The sequence below is a fragment of the Shewanella hanedai genome (assembly GCF_007197645.1).
GTDB lineage: Bacteria > Pseudomonadota > Gammaproteobacteria > Enterobacterales > Shewanellaceae > Shewanella > Shewanella hanedai.
In genome coordinates this window covers 1-16,255 of sequence record NZ_VKGK01000021.1, presented here as the reverse complement: position 1 = coordinate 16,255, position 16,255 = coordinate 1, and the positions used below count along the sequence as shown (strand labels likewise).

Here is a 16,255-nt window from a genome sequence, read left to right as displayed (position 1 = left end):
TTCTTCTCCTGATATATCTGTTTCGTATAGGTGCTAAATGAGTTTCTTTGATAACGCTATGATTATCTTGTTCTTGATCGGGACAAGTTGTTTTTTCTCTATGTCGGAAATTGCCTTGGCGGCATCACGAAAAATCCGCCTTAGGCAAATGGCGAGTGAGGGTGATCGTCGAGCTGAAAAAGTACTGCATCTGCAAGCTAACCCTGGTAACTTTTTTACCGTCGTCCAGATTGGTCTAAATGCCGTTGCTATTATGGGCGGTATCGTCGGCGAGTCAGCCTTTACCCCCTATATTCAAGCATTCCTCACGCCATGGGTGAGTGAGCCTTGGTTAGGAAAGCTAAGCTTCTTTCTGTCCTTTGCCTTAGTGACAAGTTTATTTATCTTGATTGCCGATCTTATGCCTAAAAGGGTGGCGATGGCCATTCCTGAAAAGGTCGCATTAGTCTTAGTTAGTCCCTTGATGGTGAGTATCACTATTTTTAAACCACTAGTTTGGTTTTTTAATAGTTTAGCCAATCAATTATTCCGTTTGTTGCAGATCCAGACTTTACGTAATGATGCTGTGACATCAGATGATATCTACGCGGTGATGGACGCTGGAGCTGAAGCAGGTGTCTTAGATAAAGATGAGCAGTTGATGATGGAGAAAGTGTTTGAGATGCAAACCATTCCCGTTACAGCAGCGATGACGGCACGGGAAAGTTTGTCCTATTTTCTGCTACAAGACAGTGAGGAGGAGATTAAACGTAAAATTACAGAGGATCCTCATTCAAACTTCTTAGTCTGTGATGGACAACTCGATATAGTTAAAGGCATTGTAAATGCAAAGAAGCTGCTTATATGTGTGTTAAACGGTCAGAACATCAGCCTTAGAAACAATGAGCTGGTTGAGAGCTGCTTTATCATCCCTGATACCCTGAGCTTGTCTGAATCGATGGAATATTTTAAAAATAGCCGAGCCGATTTTGCAGCGGTGATTAATGAGTATTCTCTGGTCGTGGGGATTGTTACCGCGAAAGATCTGCAAGATGCAGTGATGGGCGCTTGGTCTCTGCCAGAAAATGAGGAGCAGATCATCGCTCGTGATAACAATTCATGGTTAATGGATGGTGTTACACCGATAACTGATGTGATGCGCGCGCTCGACATTGATGAGTTTCCGCAGAACCATAATTATGAAACCATCGCTGGTTTTATGATGTTTAAACTGAGAAAAATTCCAAAGTGTACCGACTCTGTCAATTTTGCTGGTTTCAAATTTGAAGTGGTTGACGTCGATGCTTACAAGGTGGATCAGCTGCTCGTGACTCGACTTGATGGTGTTGAAGTGGCTGAGATGAAGCTAATGGCCGACGCTCTCGCGTAGTCGAGAGGCATAACCAAAGTAAAACCAAGATAAATAAAAAAGGTGAAGCAGTCATACTTCACCTTTTTGTGTCTGGAACACTTATGTAAATTTACCATGGATGGTTATAAATTTACTTTATGTCACCGTTTTTCTTATGCTTAATCGCCTTGAACGACACCAGCTCTATTGATTAGGAACTGGGTCAGCAAAGGTACTGGACGACCAGTAGAACCTTTATTTGCACCACTGTTCCAAGCTGTACCAGCCACATCTAAGTGCGCCCAGTTGTACTTCTTGGTAAAGCGAGAAAGGAAACAAGCGGCAGTAATAGAACCCGCTGCACGACCACCTAAGTTAGTCATGTCAGCAAATGGGCTCTCTAAATGCTCCTGATACTCATCCCATAATGGCATGCGCCATGCGCGATCACCACTTTGCTCACCAGCATTTAATAGCTCATGTGCAAGTGGGTTATGACCTGAGAATAGACCTGATGCGTGCTTACCCAATGCAATGACGCAAGCGCCTGTCAGAGTGGCTGTATCAACCACTAATTCAGGATCGTAACGCTCAACGTAGGTCAAAACATCACACAATACCAAGCGACCTTCTGCATCTGTGTTTAACACTTCAACAGTTTGGCCTGACATAGTCGTGAGAATATCACCTGGGCGGTAAGCATTGCTTGATGGCATGTTTTCACAGCCCGCAAGAATACCAATAACATTGATAGGCAGCTTCATTTCACACAGTGCTTTCATTGCACCAATAACACCGGCTGCGCCACCCATGTCGTATTTCATCTCATCCATGCCTTCGCCGGGTTTAAGTGAAATACCACCAGAGTCAAACGTCAGACCTTTACCGACAAGTACAATAGGCTTCTCTGTGCTGTCGACAGCGCCCTTGTACTCCATGATGGTCATGATAGATTCGTTATCACTGCCACGGCCTACGGCTAAGTATGAGTTCATACCCAGTTTAGCCATCTGCTCTTCACCCACGGTCGTGACCGTCAGTTCTTCACATACTTCGCCAATTTGACGTGCTTGTGAGGCGAGGTAGGCTGGATTACAGATGTTTGGCGGCATATTCGCCACATCGCGACACAGCTGAACACCGGCAGATACAGCCATACCATGCTCAATGGCGCGATCACCAACGGTTAATTCACGGCGAGTTGGTACGTTGAAAACCATTTTGCGCAATGGGCGACGAGTTTCGTCTTTGCTGGTTTTCAGAGCATCAAAACTGTATAGACTGTTTTGCGTTGTCTCAACGGCTTCACGTACTTTCCAATAAGTATCGCGACCTTTGACATGCAGTTCTGTTAGAAAGCAAACAGCTTCCATAGAGCCAGTTTCATTGAGTGTCTTAATCGTTTTAGTGATGATTTGCTTGTATTGGCGTTCGTCTAACTCACGCTCTTTACCACAACCTACCAGTAATACTCGCTCACTGAGGACGTTTGGCACATGATGCAAAAGTAGCATCTGACCAGGCTTTCCTTCTAAATCACCGCGACGAAGCAAGTTGCTAATGTAGCCTTCGCTGATTTTATCAAGCAGTTCTGCTATACCTGATAGTCGTCTGGGTTCATATACTCCTACTACGATACAAGCCGAGCGTTGCTTCTCTGGACTGCCGCTCTTAACGCTAAACTCCATGAGCTCTCCTAGATTCTTAAAGACAAATATTATTATTTATTAGATAATGTCTGCTTGTGCCCAAAAGTGGGCCTGAAATTGGTACACCAATAGTTTGATTTTTAGGTGTTTCCCTGCCATTTTTAGTTCATAGCTGGTCACAAAACTACCAAAAGTAGACAGTCTACATGAAAGTGTGACTGACACCAGCATAATTATAAGTTTAGAGACTGGATCCTGCCTGTGATTGTATTTAGATACCTGATTCGAGAAGTTTTTAAGGCACAAATTGCAGTACTTTTCGTGTTATTAGCTATTTTTATTAGCCAACACTTTGTTCGCGTACTTGCTAATGCGTCAGACGGTGAGTTTCCAGCTTCACTCGTGATGACATTATTAGGACTCAATTTACCCTATCTTGCTGTTTTAGTACTCCCTTTAAGTCTTTTTCTCGGCATTCTAATGGCTCACGGTCGTATGTATGCTGACAGTGAAATGGTGGTTTTGCACAGTGTAGGGGTCAGTGAGTGGTACATCACTCGGGTGACGCTATTGCTAGCCATACTCAATATGGTTATCACAGGGGCCTTATCAGTTTATGTTACCCCTTGGGCTGAAGAGAGACAAAATCAGGTATTGGAACATGCTCAATCTGAAGCTGGTTTAGCTGCCATTACTCAAGGCCGTTTTCAGACCAGTCCCAATGGTAGAGCGGTTCTTTTTGTCGAACGCATTGGCCGAGATAATCAACTGGATAAAGTCTTTGTTGCCCAGTTACCGGATCCTGATGCTGAGTTTGGACAGAGCAATATTGTCCTCGCTCAGGGAGGTAAAGTTGTCGAAGATGAAACCGGTGGGCAGCGCTTACAGCTTCATGATGGAAGGCAGTACCAAGCGACCCCTAAGCAAGTTGATTTTCAGGTGATCGAGTTTGGTGGTTACCAGATGCAAATTAAGGATCAGGAGGTGAACGAGCGTCGTCGTAAGCTTTCTGCACTACCAATTAAAGAGTTGATGGCGCTAGACAGCCCCGAGAGTAAGGCTGAGTTCCATTGGCGCTTAGCTATTCCAATTTCTATTATCATGTTGACCTTAATTGCCGTCCCTATGGCTCGAGTCAATGTTCGTCAGGGGAAGTTTGCCAAGATGTTCCCAGCTATTTTACTTTACCTTGGTTACTTTGGTTTGATGATCGCCGGGAGAAAAGCGTTAGAAGACGGTGTTATTCCGGGTTACTTAGGTATGTGGTGGATACATCTATCGGCATTATTCCTCGGGATTCTATTACTCGGAAAAGAGCGGTCGTCCGGCATTAAATTAACCGGCTTATTTAAGCGTAAGAAGGTGGCAGCATGAGAATTTTAGATCTCTATATTGCGCGTACCTTGGTGAGTACGTCAGCGCTGTGTTTACTTATTCTTACGGGTTTATCGGGCATCATTAAATGGGTCGATCAACTGCGTCTAGTGGGCCGCGGAACCTACAGTATGATGGATGCTGGCATCTATGTACTGTTTCTTATCCCACGGGATATAGAGATGTTTTTCCCTATGGCAGTGTTGTTAGGTGCGTTAATCGGCATGGGAATGTTGGCATCGAACTCTGAGTTAGTGGTGATGCAGAGCGCTGGCTTGTCACGCTTCCAAATTACACTTTCTGCGATGAAAACAGCGATTCCTTTGATGTTGATCATCATGGCACTAGGGGAGTGGGGGGCACCAGCTGCAGAGCAAAGAGCTAACGAATTGCAAGCGACCAAGATATCCGGTGGCAGTCTGATCAAATCAAGTCGAGGGATCTGGGCAAAAGATGGCGATCTATTTGTCAATATAGGTGAAGTGGTCGACATTAGTAATCTGCGCAATATCACCTTGTATGAGTTTAATTCAGATCTCGCGTTGACCCGTACTATTCATGCGGAACGGGGGATATTTTCAAAGGATCATTGGCGTTTACTTGATGTCAGGCAAATTGATTTGACCGACGAGAAAGTGACCTTAACCGACTTGACCCTATATCGTTGGGATTCGACCTTAACACCCGACAAATTGAGCGTGGTGTCGGTTAAACCTGAGTCTTTGTCGATACAAGGTTTGATGGGCTATTTAGATTATTTAAAAGTGAATAATCAAGATTCAGCTCGTTACGAGTTGGCGTTATGGCGCAAGTTTATGCAGCCGGTTACCGTTGCAGTGATGATGTTAGTGGCACTTTCGTTTGTGTTTGGTCCACTCAGAACCGTCACTATGGGAGCCCGTGTGCTGTTAGGTGTCATTGCCGGTTTCAGTTTCTATATTAGTAGTGAAATATTTGGCCCATTGACCTTAGTGTATGGGCTACCCGCATTCATAGGGGCCATGATGCCGGCGCTGATATTTGGTGTTGTCGCCGTCTACTTTATTCGAAAATAATCTTCAGAGATGAGTGCCTGATAAACAGGTACTCATACTGTTAGGAATTAGGTTATCGAATAAAAGGGCATCGAGTTAATGTGTTAACTCGATGCCCTTTTTCATTAAATTAAATGCGGTTAAATTGTTTACACCCCGTGCCAGTTTCGCATCTGATTTGCTTCTTTAGAGAGAACGACGATTTCTGAGCGAGTCATCATATCTTGTAACGCGAGCTTGTCGCCGTTAATCAAGATCCATAGATTACCTATGCCAAGCAGTGACCAGATCAACCTTGCTGATGCGGTGATAAAACTCAAGCTTTGACCATTAGGGTGCTGCACTTTAAGTCTCCATGCTCTCATGCCTAATGTTTGCCCGCCATAACTCCAAAAAGCGATATAGAACAAGCCTACGCAAAGAGCGATCCAAAACTGATATATCCCTTTGTATAGCGGCGTTTCATTAAGCAAGTCTGACACAAGCTCAGTGCTACCCATATTGATAACACCAGAGGAGATGAGTGCAGTAAAAACGCCAAAACCAATGGCCCCAGCGATCATATAAACGGCCACCGCCAGTAATAGGTCATAGATGATGGCACCGCAGCGACGAAAGAATCCTGCGCGAGGAAAATTGGCATGCTCGACATTGGGCATTGAACTCTCTTTCATGTACATTCTCTTTCCGTTATTAAGGTGTTGGTTTATTTTTCTTTAGGATCGTCTTTAATGTAATAAATGTCACTAAATCCCATCTTAGCAAACTCTTTATCTCTGAAGTCACGAGCGGCAGATTTACCTTTTGATGACGTCACCACTTGCTGCTCCATCATATGGTAGCTGGTGAGATCTATCCCTTCAGCAGCAGCAACTGCTTCATGAATATTGTTGAACTTGTCATAAGCAAAATTAATCTCTCTTGCCTGCTTCTTGTATTTATACGTAATTCTACGAGCCATAATATTCTCTAACTAATTGATTATTAATATATCTAAATGTCTAACACCATATAGCAGGCATCAGAGGTATAGCTTTCAAGACTTTTATCTATTTTTCGAGTGATAAAGCCCTGTTTACGCCAATAACTATCAGCGCCTTGTACAGCCACAAGCGAAATACTGGTCAGTGAGGCATCTGTCGCGCTCTGCAGTAATCTGTCGAAAGCCAACTTACCGGCTCCTTTTCCCTGAACCTTTGCCGATAAAGCAATGTCATGCAGGTATAAGGTGTCTGGGTTAGCGTGAGCTTCAATTACTTGCTCCAGTGCTGGCGGTGTGCCTAGTTGCCAAGGATGCGCTAAACAGTAGCCTACTGGCTGGTTATCTAGCTCAATGACAAAACAGGTTTGAGGTGACAGTCGCCACTTACTTTGCAGTACACCCAGAGATTCTGGGACTATTTGGGGATAACACTCCTCTTGGATATCAAGAATGGTTTCCCAATCGTCATGTACGATATCTCGTAGTTGCATTGTTTCTCTCAATAGTCCTTCACAGTGGCGATATAATACGTTATTTAAGGTACCTTTGCTCTAGATGACGTTTGAAATATTCAGGATTTAAGGTTTCTCCTGTGGCTTGCTTCACGAGATCATCGGTAGATAACAAGCAGCCTTTTGACCAGATATTATGCTCAAGCCAATCAAATACAGCGTGTATCTTGCCTTGTGCTACTAAAGTGTCGACTGAGCCTAAGCTTTTCTCGATAGCGTAGCGAAATTGTGCGGCGTACATGGCGCCTAAGGTATAACTTGGGAAATACCCCAACTCACCTACGGCCCAGTGAATATCTTGCATACAGCCATTTTGATAATCACCTGTTGTATCTACGCCGAGAAGGCTCTTCATGTTCTCTGCCCAAAACTCGGGTAGATTGGCAACCTGTAAACTGCCATCGATGAGTCCTTTTTCCGCTTCAAATCGGAGTAAGACATGACAAGGATACGTCACCTCATCGGCGTCTACACGAATTAAACCGGGTTTGACTCGGGTGTAGATATTGGTCAGGGCGTCCGCATTGAGGACTGAACCCAAGTGCTCTGCAATAAGAGGTTGGATCTGAGTTAAAAATCCATTGCCGCGACCAAGTTGCATCTCACAAAACAGGCTCTGACTCTCGTGAATCGCCATAGAACGATGGCCGCCAACAGGCTGTCCCCGCCACTGTTTAGGCAATCCCTGCTCATATCTGGCATGGCCTGTTTCATGGACAATCCCCATTAAACCTTGAGTAAAATCAGCTTCGTCATAACGAGTGGTTAAACGAATATCACCGGGAACACCGCCACAGAAAGGGTGGCTACTAATATCCAGACGACCTTGGTTAAAGTCAAAGCCCAGAAATCCCATCACATCACGGCCTAACGCTTCTTGATTAGCGGTGGAGAAGCTTGGAATAGAGAAAGGTTTTTCACTGGATTGCTCTGCCTGTACTTGAGTTATTAATCCAGGTAACCAGCTTTTTAAACTGCCAAATACCGTTTCTAATCGTGCGGTGGTCATTCCGGGTTCAAATTTATTTAATAACGCGTCATAGGGGCTAAGGCCTTGAGCTTGGGCGCGGATTTGCGCCTCCTCTTTGACGAGTGTGATCAGCGCCTCTAGATTAGGCTTAAAGCCTTGCCAGTCATTGTTTTTACGTTGAACACGCCACGCATGCTCACATTGGTAGGCCAGTTGAGTCTTAGATTGAACAAGTGATACGGGCACGATGTTGGCTTGAAAGTACTGATATTGCATCTCTCTTAGGTTGGCCACTTGTTCAGTGTTGAGTTGCTCATCAGCAGCCAGTCCAAGTATTTCTTCTAAAAAATCAGCCGTTTTGAGCTCATGTATGTGACCAGCAAGTTCCGCCATGGCAGCGCCTCTTGCCTCACTGCCGCCACTGGGCATCATGGTGGCTTGGTCCCAGTCCCCTAGAGCGCTTAAGTGTTCAAAATGAGAGATTTTTTGAAAGTGTTGAGTGAGCTTTTGGTAATGATGAGTAGTGCTGGACTGGGTCATATCAACTCTAAATTAAGTCATGTGTATATCTTATGGTACTGACTTTTAATCCAAGATCAAAATACAAATAGACAGTAGGGTTTACGTGGGTAAATTAGGTTTCAAATTTGTTTCTGTTTTGGTATAGTTTTAAGCTTAAATTAAGGTGAAATTCATATTTTCTCTTTGTTTACAGTAAAATGGACGTTGTATTGTACATGGAGGCTACTATGGTTGAATTTTTATTCACCCAAGCAAATTTACCTTTTTCTATCTCACTCTCATTTGTTCTCCTATTAGGAGTATTTGAAGCACTCTCTTTAGTCATTGGCTATAGCTTGATTGGCGCGCTGGATGACTGGGCGCCCATTGATGTCGATTATGATATTTCAACAAGCGGTTTTACCGGTGTATCTGGTTGGTTGTGTCTCAATCGACTGCCGTTACTCATCTGGTTTGTGCTTGTATTAGTGAGTTTTTCAATCGCTGGATACACCAGTAACTTCCTCTCTTTGTTGTTAACCGAACAGATGCTTCCTCAAGTCATCAGTTTACCGATTGCACTGTTGCTTACAGCGATATCTTGTCGGTATTTGGGAGCTTCGCTAGCTAAAATCTTGCCAAAAAATGAGAGCAGTGCCGTGTCTATTGATACTCTACTGGGCAGTGTGGGCACAGTGACTTTAGGCTGTGCCATTAAGGGAAAACCAAGCGAGGCCTTAGTGAGAGACCAGTATCAACAGCGGCACTACGTGTTGGTTGAGCCAGAAGCGGTCGGAGTCGAATTTCAAACTGGTACTCAGGTTGTCCTGCTTAAACGCGAAGGCACTGTTTGGTCAGCTGCTAAGTTCGACTCTTAAGCCAAAAAATAGTTAAATTTTAAGGGAAATAAAATGGACCAAATTCAAGATATAGGCTCAACATTGGGTAGCAGCTTTGTGTTTATTATTGCTGGTGCAGTTTTGTTGGGCATACTCGTGATCGGGCTGATTTTTGCCAAGCTATACCAACGAGCGTCGAAAGAGACTGCGTTTGTGAGAACAGGTTTTGGCGGTGAGAAGATCGTTAAAGATGGTGGCGCAATTGTGTTGCCCGTACTGCATGAAACAATTGCAGTAAATATGAATACGCTGCGCATTGAAGTGGAGAAGATGCAAAAAGATGCACTGATCACTAAAGACAGAATGCGTGTGGATGTTAGGGCTGATTTTTATCTTAGAGTGGCGCCTAGCGCCGAAGGGATCTCGATGGCGGCGCAGACTTTGGGTTCGCGTACCACACGGGTGGAAGAAGTGAAGAAGTTGATGGAATCTAAGTTTGTCGACGTATTACGCGCCGTGGCAGCTGAGATGACCATGACTGAGATGCACGAACAAAGGTCTGATTTTGTGCAGAGAGTACAGAATAACGTGGCCAATGATCTCGAGAAAAACGGTTTAGAATTGGAATCGGTATCACTAACAGGTTTCGATCAAACCGACCTTCAATATTTCAATGAAAACAATGCTTTTGATGCTGAAGGTCGTGCTCGCCTTGCTAAAATCATCGAAGAGAAGCGTAAAGAGACCAACGATATTGAGCAAGAGAACCGTATTAAGATTGAGATGCGTAATCTTGAGGCTGAAAAAGAGTCACTTGATATTGAGCAAGCTGAGCAGGAAGCCAAGCTTATTCAGCAGCAAGCGTTAGAGTTTAAACGTGCGGAGCAAAAAGCTGAAATTTTAAAGCAACAGGAGCAAAAAACACGGGAAGAGCGTGAAGCTGAAATTACCAAAGAGCGTGCAATTGAAACCGCGCAGATCGAAAAAACTAAAGATATTGAAACCCGTGAAATTGAGAAGCGTAAGGCGATTGAACAGTCTCGTATTCAGCAGCAAAGAGACATTGAGGTTGCAGAGCAGGATAAGCAGATTGCAGTAGCAGAGAAGTCTGAAGAGGAGTCTGCTGCACGTGCTAAAGCGGCTGAGGCTGAGAAGTTAAAAGTAGAGAAAGAAGAAGCGGTTGTTACCACGCGCCAAGTGGCTATCGCCAATCGTAGTAAAGAGATTGAAGTGATTGACGCCCGTAAAGAAGCTGAGCGCGAAGCCGTTGGTATTACGGTTCAAGCAGAAGCTGAGAAACGCGCCGCAGAAGACAGATCCAGTGCGATATTGATTGAAGCTAAAGCAGCGGCAGATGCGAAAATGTTGCAAGCGGCAGCAGATGAGAAAGTTTTTGCTGTTGATGCTGAGGGTAAACAAGCCCTGTACGAAGCAGAGAATGTGCTGAGTCGTGATCAGATTGAATTACGCCGTGCGTTAGCCACGATAGCGGCATTGCCTGAGGTGATTAAGCAATCGGTGAAGCCTCTTGAGAACATAGAAGGGATTAAGATACTGCAAGGTTACGGTGCTGCTGGCAATGGGACGTCTCAAGGCGGTGCTCATGCTCAATCAGGCCAAGGTGGAATCGCTGAGCAGGTCACGACTGCAGCGCTTAACTATCGCGCCAATGCCCCGGTAGTTGATGCCATGCTGCGTGAGTTAGGTTTAGTGGATGCTGAGAAGGGCGGTTTAAATGATCTGCTAACGGGCAACAACTCATTTGCCGGTGACGCGACATCCTTATTAGACCCAGACAAACTTAAGCTTAATGGCAATGGACCTTTACTAGATGGCGTAGAAGGGCTTGAGAAGAAGGAGAATCCAAATTTGAATTAAGTGATTTTGGTTAAATAGAACTCACTCAATTCAGTTAAAAAGCGCCTTAGGCGCTTTTTTTGTGTCCAAAATGAAGCATTTTTCGTTTACTGAACAATAATTGCTAAGGATATATAAAAATCAGCGGCCTAAGTTTAGGTTTTCATTGCTCTTTAAGTTGATGTAATGGTGTGTAATACCTCTCCCTATAAGCTTGGGATATAGTCGTGAATACAGGATTAGAATAATAATTAAAGGAACTAATGATGAGAGTTACTGCAATCGCTGCGTTAGTATCAGTTGTGTTTTGTGCTGCATGTTCGGATGAATCTTCAGATAGTCATGAGTATGTGCCGTTTCCACCTGGATTTGGCTATATGGAGAAATTAGGTGAGTTACAAAAAGCCACCGATGAGGGTGATGATGCTGTTATTCGCGATCACGCATGGAAAATGTGGGCGGGTATCATGCAGCCAGATAACATAACTGGTTGGCCATTATGGTATAGCTGGGGAAACACTACCTCAGTGTTTTCAGCATCTCCTACGGATCCAAGCTTGAAGCCAGCCAAACCTTTTGTGGCTAAATCATTGCGGGGTCATAACCTTGGTAATACCCCTAGCGTGAGTACGCAAACACCCATCTATTGTGTCCCTAATGAAGTTCAGCTCATGTATCCAAATACAATATCATTGGACTCACATGGGCAACCGACCATTGGTGATGGTAAAAACTTCCAAAATAATGGCGATATCATGATTGCCACAGAATCACTCAGTAAAGAAGCTTATGCCAGCATCCGTGATCAAAAGCTGTATTTACAATCCACACTAGATAAAAAGTACAAAGATAAACAAGACGTTGATATTGCTCAGCGCTCCATTGTCACTAAGCACATGTATTGGCCAGTGAAAGCAAAAGGATTAACAGCGTTACCCGTTTGGAAAAACCAAATTAAGCCCAACAACCCAAACTACGCTGGTTATGAGATTTGGGATAGCTTAGTGGCCATTGATCCTTCTGGGAAAAAAGTGGGTCAAAAAGCGGATGTGGAATTCTTGTATGGCGTAAGACAGCATCAAAAAGGTTGGTATTGCCCATCAGGGAATATCACTTCAAAAGATATACCCGCGATGATGCCAACGGTGAGCAAGAGCGCCACGGTTTATGGCCTTAACGACTTCTATTTTCATCAAGTCACCGAAGCTGATTGGGCCAGCTTTAATGATAAGGACAAAGCCATTATTACCGCCTCTAGCTATTGGGCGAATAACCAACCCTTTAATGTGGGGGACTATTTAGTCACCGTCGCTATGCATGTCAATACCAAAGAATTGCCAAGTTGGACGCTGCAAAGTGTGTGGTGGGCAGATGATGAAGAGATTAGTCAGCCCAATAATCCTTATGGAAAAAACCGTCCAGTGCTGCCTAATGCACAAGGCCCTTGGCAGCATTATTTAATGACGGACTCTTATGCAGTGCCACCAAATGACAAAGGGGAAATGGATATTGCGGTTAATCCTTACATCGAAGGGGTAAGTCATCCCGTCGCGACCAGTTGTCGAAATTGTCACGTACGAGCCGGTTGGCCTACCGCTGCAGATCACGGTGCGGGAACCGCCAGTTATCAGAATCCAGATTGTCCTGAGTTATTAGGGTATCTCACCCCAGAAACGGCATGCCTTAAAACATTAAGTCGTTCAGATTATCTGTGGATTTTACCTGACAGTGCCATCGATCACTAAACTTTTAATCAATCTAATATTGGACAAAAATTAACTTAGTGAAATTAGCAGGGATGGTTCATCCATCCCTGCTACCGATTACCATCCCTGAGTTTACAGTTATAGGGTATGATTATCGACGAGAGCTGAATTATTGCTATTACTCACTTTCTTTAGAAGAAAACTCTGAAAATTGAATAAGATTTACACCTATCATGTTTGATAAATATTGCTCTAAAAAGACCTTGTGGGTAGAACCTACAACAATCACTATTCTTTCGCCAGTATGCTTAGCCACTATTCTCATTATATTCGAGGCCATATTAAGGTTTCTTATTTCCCATAACGCGATTCTTGCTAAGCCAGCTTTTGGATCTAAATCTTTATCAACAAATTGAACCCAATCTAGATTAATGACATCAGCACTGTACTCTTCACTATTTAGCCAAAGAAAAAGGGGCAGCCAATTACCCGTTAGTAGCGCTTGGTCGCTCAATTTGTATGGCTTAGTCATATATTCGCTGTTAAGCAGATCTTTTACATATTGAGATTTCTCATATGACGGCATCAACTTTTCAACCATATCTTGATAGATATCTTTATCTAAGTGAGCGTCAATAGGATAAATGCGGTTCAGATTTAACTTTGCGGCCAAAGCTGTCGCGATGGTGATTCTCTCGTTATTACTCGATGTTCGCTGGTTGAGGTACTCTTGTAACTCGTGTGACAAAGCACTTGTTGATGAACTTTTTTCTAAATACTTCCAATGAAGTGCAGCAGTATCTGGGTTATATCCCGCAATGGCGACTTTTATCACTTCAATTATCTGCTCAAAACTAAGCTCGGGGTTTTCTAGCAGTTGATTCATTTTTTTGATGGCTTCAATTGCAGAAATATCTAAGTTTTGCTGCTCTACTTTGGCTAACGAGAGCAACGTATCTCCAACATAGGCTGATAGAGCCTCTTGATAATCTTCTGAACCATTTAACATGGTAATGATATCTTCTGCTCTTAAGGATTCTACCGCAATGGCTGTAGGTTCATACTCTTCAAGTAGATTGATTATAGGTAAAAGTGTATCTGTATTTAGTTTATTCCCAATATTAGTAAGATGAATGCTGCCAAAAACCATCACTTCCGTTTTATGTTTAACCTTCTGTTTTAATTGATGAATATTCTGCCCAGCATTCACAAGGTTAGAAGTGAAGAAAAACACACTTAGTAAAAATACTCTAAACATTAAACTACTCCCTTAATTTAAGATTTCAGTGGCAAGCACCATATATACACGTAATGACGACCCATTTTAGAGCGATAAAAAATAACATGGTTTAACAATGATATGACACCATTATTGATTTAAAACAGATAGATAGTGTGTTTCTTATGGGGGCAGTATTTGTTTTTTCGATTTAAAACTTACTTGTCTGAAAAAAATTTCTATTTGTATATTTTGGGATTAGGCACGTATTTAATTAAAAAGAATGCAGATCTGAATTTGAAAGAGTAGATGGCTAAAAAATCAAACGCATTTAGATTCGTAAAATTAGAATCACTTATTCCTATGCCAAGCGAGTTAATTATATGCTCAGATATTACCTATTTTGACTCGCTATAATGATCTGGTAGCTAGATGGGGTTGTACTAAGAGCCCCTTTTTCGTGGGGCTACATCACCGCTAAATTCTACACTTGTTCGCTAGGATGTTTCCATATTAATGGTTCAGCGTAAGGGCCGGTTATATTTGAAGTCGATGTACCCACGCCGTTTAGTGCACCTTGCGTCAACTCTCGAGCGAACCAATTCTCTAGTGGCGCTAACGTTTTCACTGGAAGCTGAATCTTGTGAGGAGTATTGTAACGGTTGCCATAATGATATGTCTCGCCCATCACAAAAATCACGTCAGCATCCAGTTGCTTTTCTGCTTCCTCCATCAGTCTCGTAGCGTATCCTTTTCTCTGATAAGCAGGTAACACGGCTAAAGGTGCTAACACGTAGCACTTTAAGTGTGGTGCTGCATCTACGGTAATAGGTGTGTAACATGCATGTGCCACGCCTTCATAGACGATAGAAAAGCTTCCATCTGCAATGAGGTTGTCTGCGAATTCAGCATACAGTTTTGCGTGCCGCTCATCATAGATACCGCCTGCGGTAGAGAAAGATTCATATTGAATTTGGTAAGGTGTTTTCATTTTAATTAACTCTTTATATCGTGCATATTGGACTTTTTTGCTAAAGGCCTAGTAATAACAACTGTTTTTGGATGAATCGATCTTTGAGCTCTGTTAGAGGATAGTCATCGTCAGCGAACAAATAATTTAGGGCAATACCATCTATTTCGGCGATTAACATTTGGCTATCAACAAAAGGCATAGCCGCGGGTATATCGCATAAAATATCTTGAAAAGTTACCATCATTAACTGATATCGTTCGTCGAATAAATCTTTCAAAATCGCCCGTGCTGAAGGCTGACACAAAACTTGAAAATCGAATTGGTAGTACAACCTCTGTTCAGGAGAAGCCATCGATAAAAATATCTGCTCCAGAAGATTTACCAACTTCTCTTTAGGATCTAGCTCTTTATTAACATCAACAATATTGTCGCCGACCTCGTTAATAATCTCAGCCATACGCATAAAGACTTCTCTTAGTAATCCCTCTTTATTCTTAAAATGATGAAAAACCAATCCCTTTGATACCTGTGAATGCTCACAAATAGCTGCAATGGAAGTTTTCTCGTAGCCTGTAGTAGCAAACAGCTCAATCGCGGATTCAATGATTTGTTTTTTTTTGTCCATGTTACTTATTCGTACCTAAGCGAGTTTATCAATCGCTTTTAAACTGACTGACCGATCGGTCAGTTTCTTGTAAACGAAGAATATATTTGATAGTGTTTGTTTGCAAGTTTTTATTCATTACTCGCTACTGACTGATGGGTACCTTAATGGGGATTAAGTAGGTTAGATCATGAAAAATATGCTAATTGATGCGCTGCGAGGGCGGGAGTTAGGCAAAGGTAAGTTCTTCGGGTTAACAGGTAATTGGACAAAAGCTTTGTGATTTGTCTGATAGCAAGTTTCAAATACCTTTTCCGGAATTGGTTTCATTGGGCTGGATTGGTACTTGGCAATTGAACTAATATCATTGCCAAATTGGTGTTTATTGCTTGCAGCAGGCCGATGTGTAAATACTTCTGCGGGACGCTGCAAGTACAATCCCTGTAAGCTCGACGGTGGCATCTGATGTGAATGGATTCACAAATGCCGTGGTGACATGGATGTCATAGAAAGGCCTTGCCACCAACGCCCTCAGCCGCATTCACACCTGATTGTTTATCTCTTCGATTTAGGTTCTTCGAGTATGTGATTACCGAGGGATACTGACGGGTTAATTACCGCGGGACTTTGTCGTTTTGCATTATCGAGTTTAGCCCATTCATATTACTTTCACTACGGCGTTTTCACCAATCCCTCTGCACGCTC

The 16,255-nt window shown here is 43.1% G+C and carries 14 protein-coding genes; 6 read left to right on the top strand and 8 right to left on the bottom strand.

The window, feature by feature from the left end:
• The first annotated feature begins 37 nt into the window (after positions 1–37).
• Positions 38–1,369, top strand: coding sequence for a polyamine export protein PaeA (gene paeA / locus FN961_RS16310; protein ID WP_144041243.1), 1,332 nt, complete (start codon positions 38–40; stop codon positions 1,367–1,369).
• A gap of 140 nt (positions 1,370–1,509) precedes the next feature.
• Here the strand turns inward: paeA and pepA are convergent, their stop codons facing one another.
• Positions 1,510–3,018, bottom strand: a complete 1,509-nt coding sequence (gene pepA, locus FN961_RS16305) for a leucyl aminopeptidase (RefSeq protein ID WP_144041242.1) — start codon at positions 3,016–3,018, stop codon at positions 1,510–1,512.
• A gap of 222 nt (positions 3,019–3,240) precedes the next feature.
• On the opposite strand from pepA, the gene lptF reads away from it, so the two are divergent.
• Together lptF and lptG are read left to right on the top strand one after the other, a co-directional pair.
• The gene (gene lptF / locus FN961_RS16300) at positions 3,241–4,353 is read left to right on the top strand and encodes an LPS export ABC transporter permease LptF (RefSeq protein ID WP_144041241.1); all 1,113 of its coding nucleotides are present in this window, start codon (positions 3,241–3,243) and stop codon (positions 4,351–4,353) included.
• A complete protein-coding gene (gene lptG, locus FN961_RS16295; RefSeq protein ID WP_144041240.1) occupies positions 4,350–5,408 on the top strand; it encodes an LPS export ABC transporter permease LptG in 1,059 nt (352 codons plus the stop codon). The genes lptF and lptG overlap by 4 nt, the downstream gene beginning before the upstream one ends.
• Before the next feature lie 128 nt (positions 5,409–5,536).
• Here the strand turns inward: lptG and FN961_RS16290 are convergent, their stop codons facing one another.
• Genes FN961_RS16290 through FN961_RS16275 form a run of 4 tightly spaced genes read right to left on the bottom strand, consistent with a single transcriptional unit; the run spans position 5,537 to position 8,391 of the window.
• A complete protein-coding gene (locus tag FN961_RS16290; RefSeq protein WP_144041324.1) occupies positions 5,537–6,046 on the bottom strand; it encodes an RDD family protein in 510 nt (169 codons plus the stop codon).
• 47 nt (positions 6,047–6,093) lie between these two features.
• Entirely contained in the window at positions 6,094–6,348 is a 255-nt protein-coding gene (locus FN961_RS16285; protein ID WP_144041239.1) for a DUF2960 domain-containing protein, read from the bottom strand.
• Positions 6,349–6,380: 32 nt separating this feature from the next.
• On the bottom strand, positions 6,381–6,860 hold the full coding sequence (locus FN961_RS16280; protein WP_144041238.1) for a GNAT family N-acetyltransferase: 480 nt from the start codon (positions 6,858–6,860) through the stop codon (positions 6,381–6,383).
• A 40-nt stretch (positions 6,861–6,900) separates the two neighbouring features.
• The gene (locus FN961_RS16275) at positions 6,901–8,391 is read right to left on the bottom strand and encodes a carboxypeptidase M32 (protein WP_144041237.1); all 1,491 of its coding nucleotides are present in this window, start codon (positions 8,389–8,391) and stop codon (positions 6,901–6,903) included.
• 209 nt (positions 8,392–8,600) lie between these two features.
• Here FN961_RS16275 and FN961_RS16270 point away from each other — a divergent pair, with 209 nt between their 5' ends.
• The 3 genes from FN961_RS16270 (at position 8,601) to FN961_RS16260 (ending at position 12,793) form a co-directional block, all read left to right on the top strand.
• Positions 8,601–9,230, top strand: coding sequence for a YqiJ family protein (locus FN961_RS16270; protein ID WP_144041236.1), 630 nt, complete (start codon positions 8,601–8,603; stop codon positions 9,228–9,230).
• A 33-nt stretch (positions 9,231–9,263) separates the two neighbouring features.
• Positions 9,264–11,069, top strand: a complete 1,806-nt coding sequence (locus tag FN961_RS16265; protein ID WP_144041235.1) for a flotillin family protein — start codon at positions 9,264–9,266, stop codon at positions 11,067–11,069.
• A 242-nt stretch (positions 11,070–11,311) separates the two neighbouring features.
• Positions 11,312–12,793 carry a hypothetical protein gene (locus FN961_RS16260; RefSeq protein WP_144041234.1) on the top strand — a complete coding sequence of 494 codons (1,482 nt, stop codon included), beginning with the start codon at positions 11,312–11,314 and terminating at the stop codon, positions 12,791–12,793.
• A 139-nt stretch (positions 12,794–12,932) separates the two neighbouring features.
• Here FN961_RS16260 and FN961_RS16255 read toward each other — a convergent pair whose 3' ends face one another.
• From FN961_RS16255 to FN961_RS16245, 3 genes are all read right to left on the bottom strand, one after another.
• The gene (locus FN961_RS16255) at positions 12,933–14,012 is read right to left on the bottom strand and encodes a DUF5694 domain-containing protein (RefSeq protein WP_144041233.1); all 1,080 of its coding nucleotides are present in this window, start codon (positions 14,010–14,012) and stop codon (positions 12,933–12,935) included.
• A 445-nt stretch (positions 14,013–14,457) separates the two neighbouring features.
• Complete coding sequence (locus tag FN961_RS16250) at positions 14,458–14,964, bottom strand: GNAT family N-acetyltransferase (RefSeq protein WP_144041232.1); 507 nt, start codon at positions 14,962–14,964, stop codon at positions 14,458–14,460.
• 40 nt (positions 14,965–15,004) lie between these two features.
• Positions 15,005–15,571: a TetR/AcrR family transcriptional regulator gene (locus tag FN961_RS16245; protein WP_144041231.1), complete on the bottom strand. Its 567-nt coding sequence runs from the start codon at positions 15,569–15,571 to the stop codon at positions 15,005–15,007.
• Positions 15,572–16,255: the final 684 nt, after the last annotated feature.

Bases quoted from the DNA above. Each gene is read 5' to 3' on its own strand.
- FN961_RS16260 (WP_144041234.1), top strand. From the start codon at position 11,312: ATGATGAGAGTTACTGCAATCGCTGCGTTAGTATCAGTTGTGTTTTGT.
- FN961_RS16255 (WP_144041233.1), bottom strand. From the start codon at position 14,012: ATGTTTAGAGTATTTTTACTAAGTGTGTTTTTCTTCACTTCTAACCTT.
- FN961_RS16245 (WP_144041231.1), bottom strand. From the start codon at position 15,571: ATGGACAAAAAAAAACAAATCATTGAATCCGCGATTGAGCTGTTTGCT.
- FN961_RS16280 (WP_144041238.1), bottom strand. From the start codon at position 6,860: ATGCAACTACGAGATATCGTACATGACGATTGGGAAACCATTCTTGAT.
- lptG (WP_144041240.1), top strand. From the start codon at position 4,350: ATGAGAATTTTAGATCTCTATATTGCGCGTACCTTGGTGAGTACGTCA.
- pepA (WP_144041242.1), bottom strand. From the start codon at position 3,018: ATGGAGTTTAGCGTTAAGAGCGGCAGTCCAGAGAAGCAACGCTCGGCT.
- FN961_RS16290 (WP_144041324.1), bottom strand. From the start codon at position 6,046: ATGCCCAATGTCGAGCATGCCAATTTTCCTCGCGCAGGATTCTTTCGT.
- FN961_RS16270 (WP_144041236.1), top strand. From the start codon at position 8,601: ATGGTTGAATTTTTATTCACCCAAGCAAATTTACCTTTTTCTATCTCA.
- FN961_RS16275 (WP_144041237.1), bottom strand. From the start codon at position 8,391: ATGACCCAGTCCAGCACTACTCATCATTACCAAAAGCTCACTCAACAC.
- FN961_RS16285 (WP_144041239.1), bottom strand. From the start codon at position 6,348: ATGGCTCGTAGAATTACGTATAAATACAAGAAGCAGGCAAGAGAGATT.
- FN961_RS16250 (WP_144041232.1), bottom strand. From the start codon at position 14,964: ATGAAAACACCTTACCAAATTCAATATGAATCTTTCTCTACCGCAGGC.
- FN961_RS16265 (WP_144041235.1), top strand. From the start codon at position 9,264: ATGGACCAAATTCAAGATATAGGCTCAACATTGGGTAGCAGCTTTGTG.
- paeA (WP_144041243.1), top strand. From the start codon at position 38: ATGAGTTTCTTTGATAACGCTATGATTATCTTGTTCTTGATCGGGACA.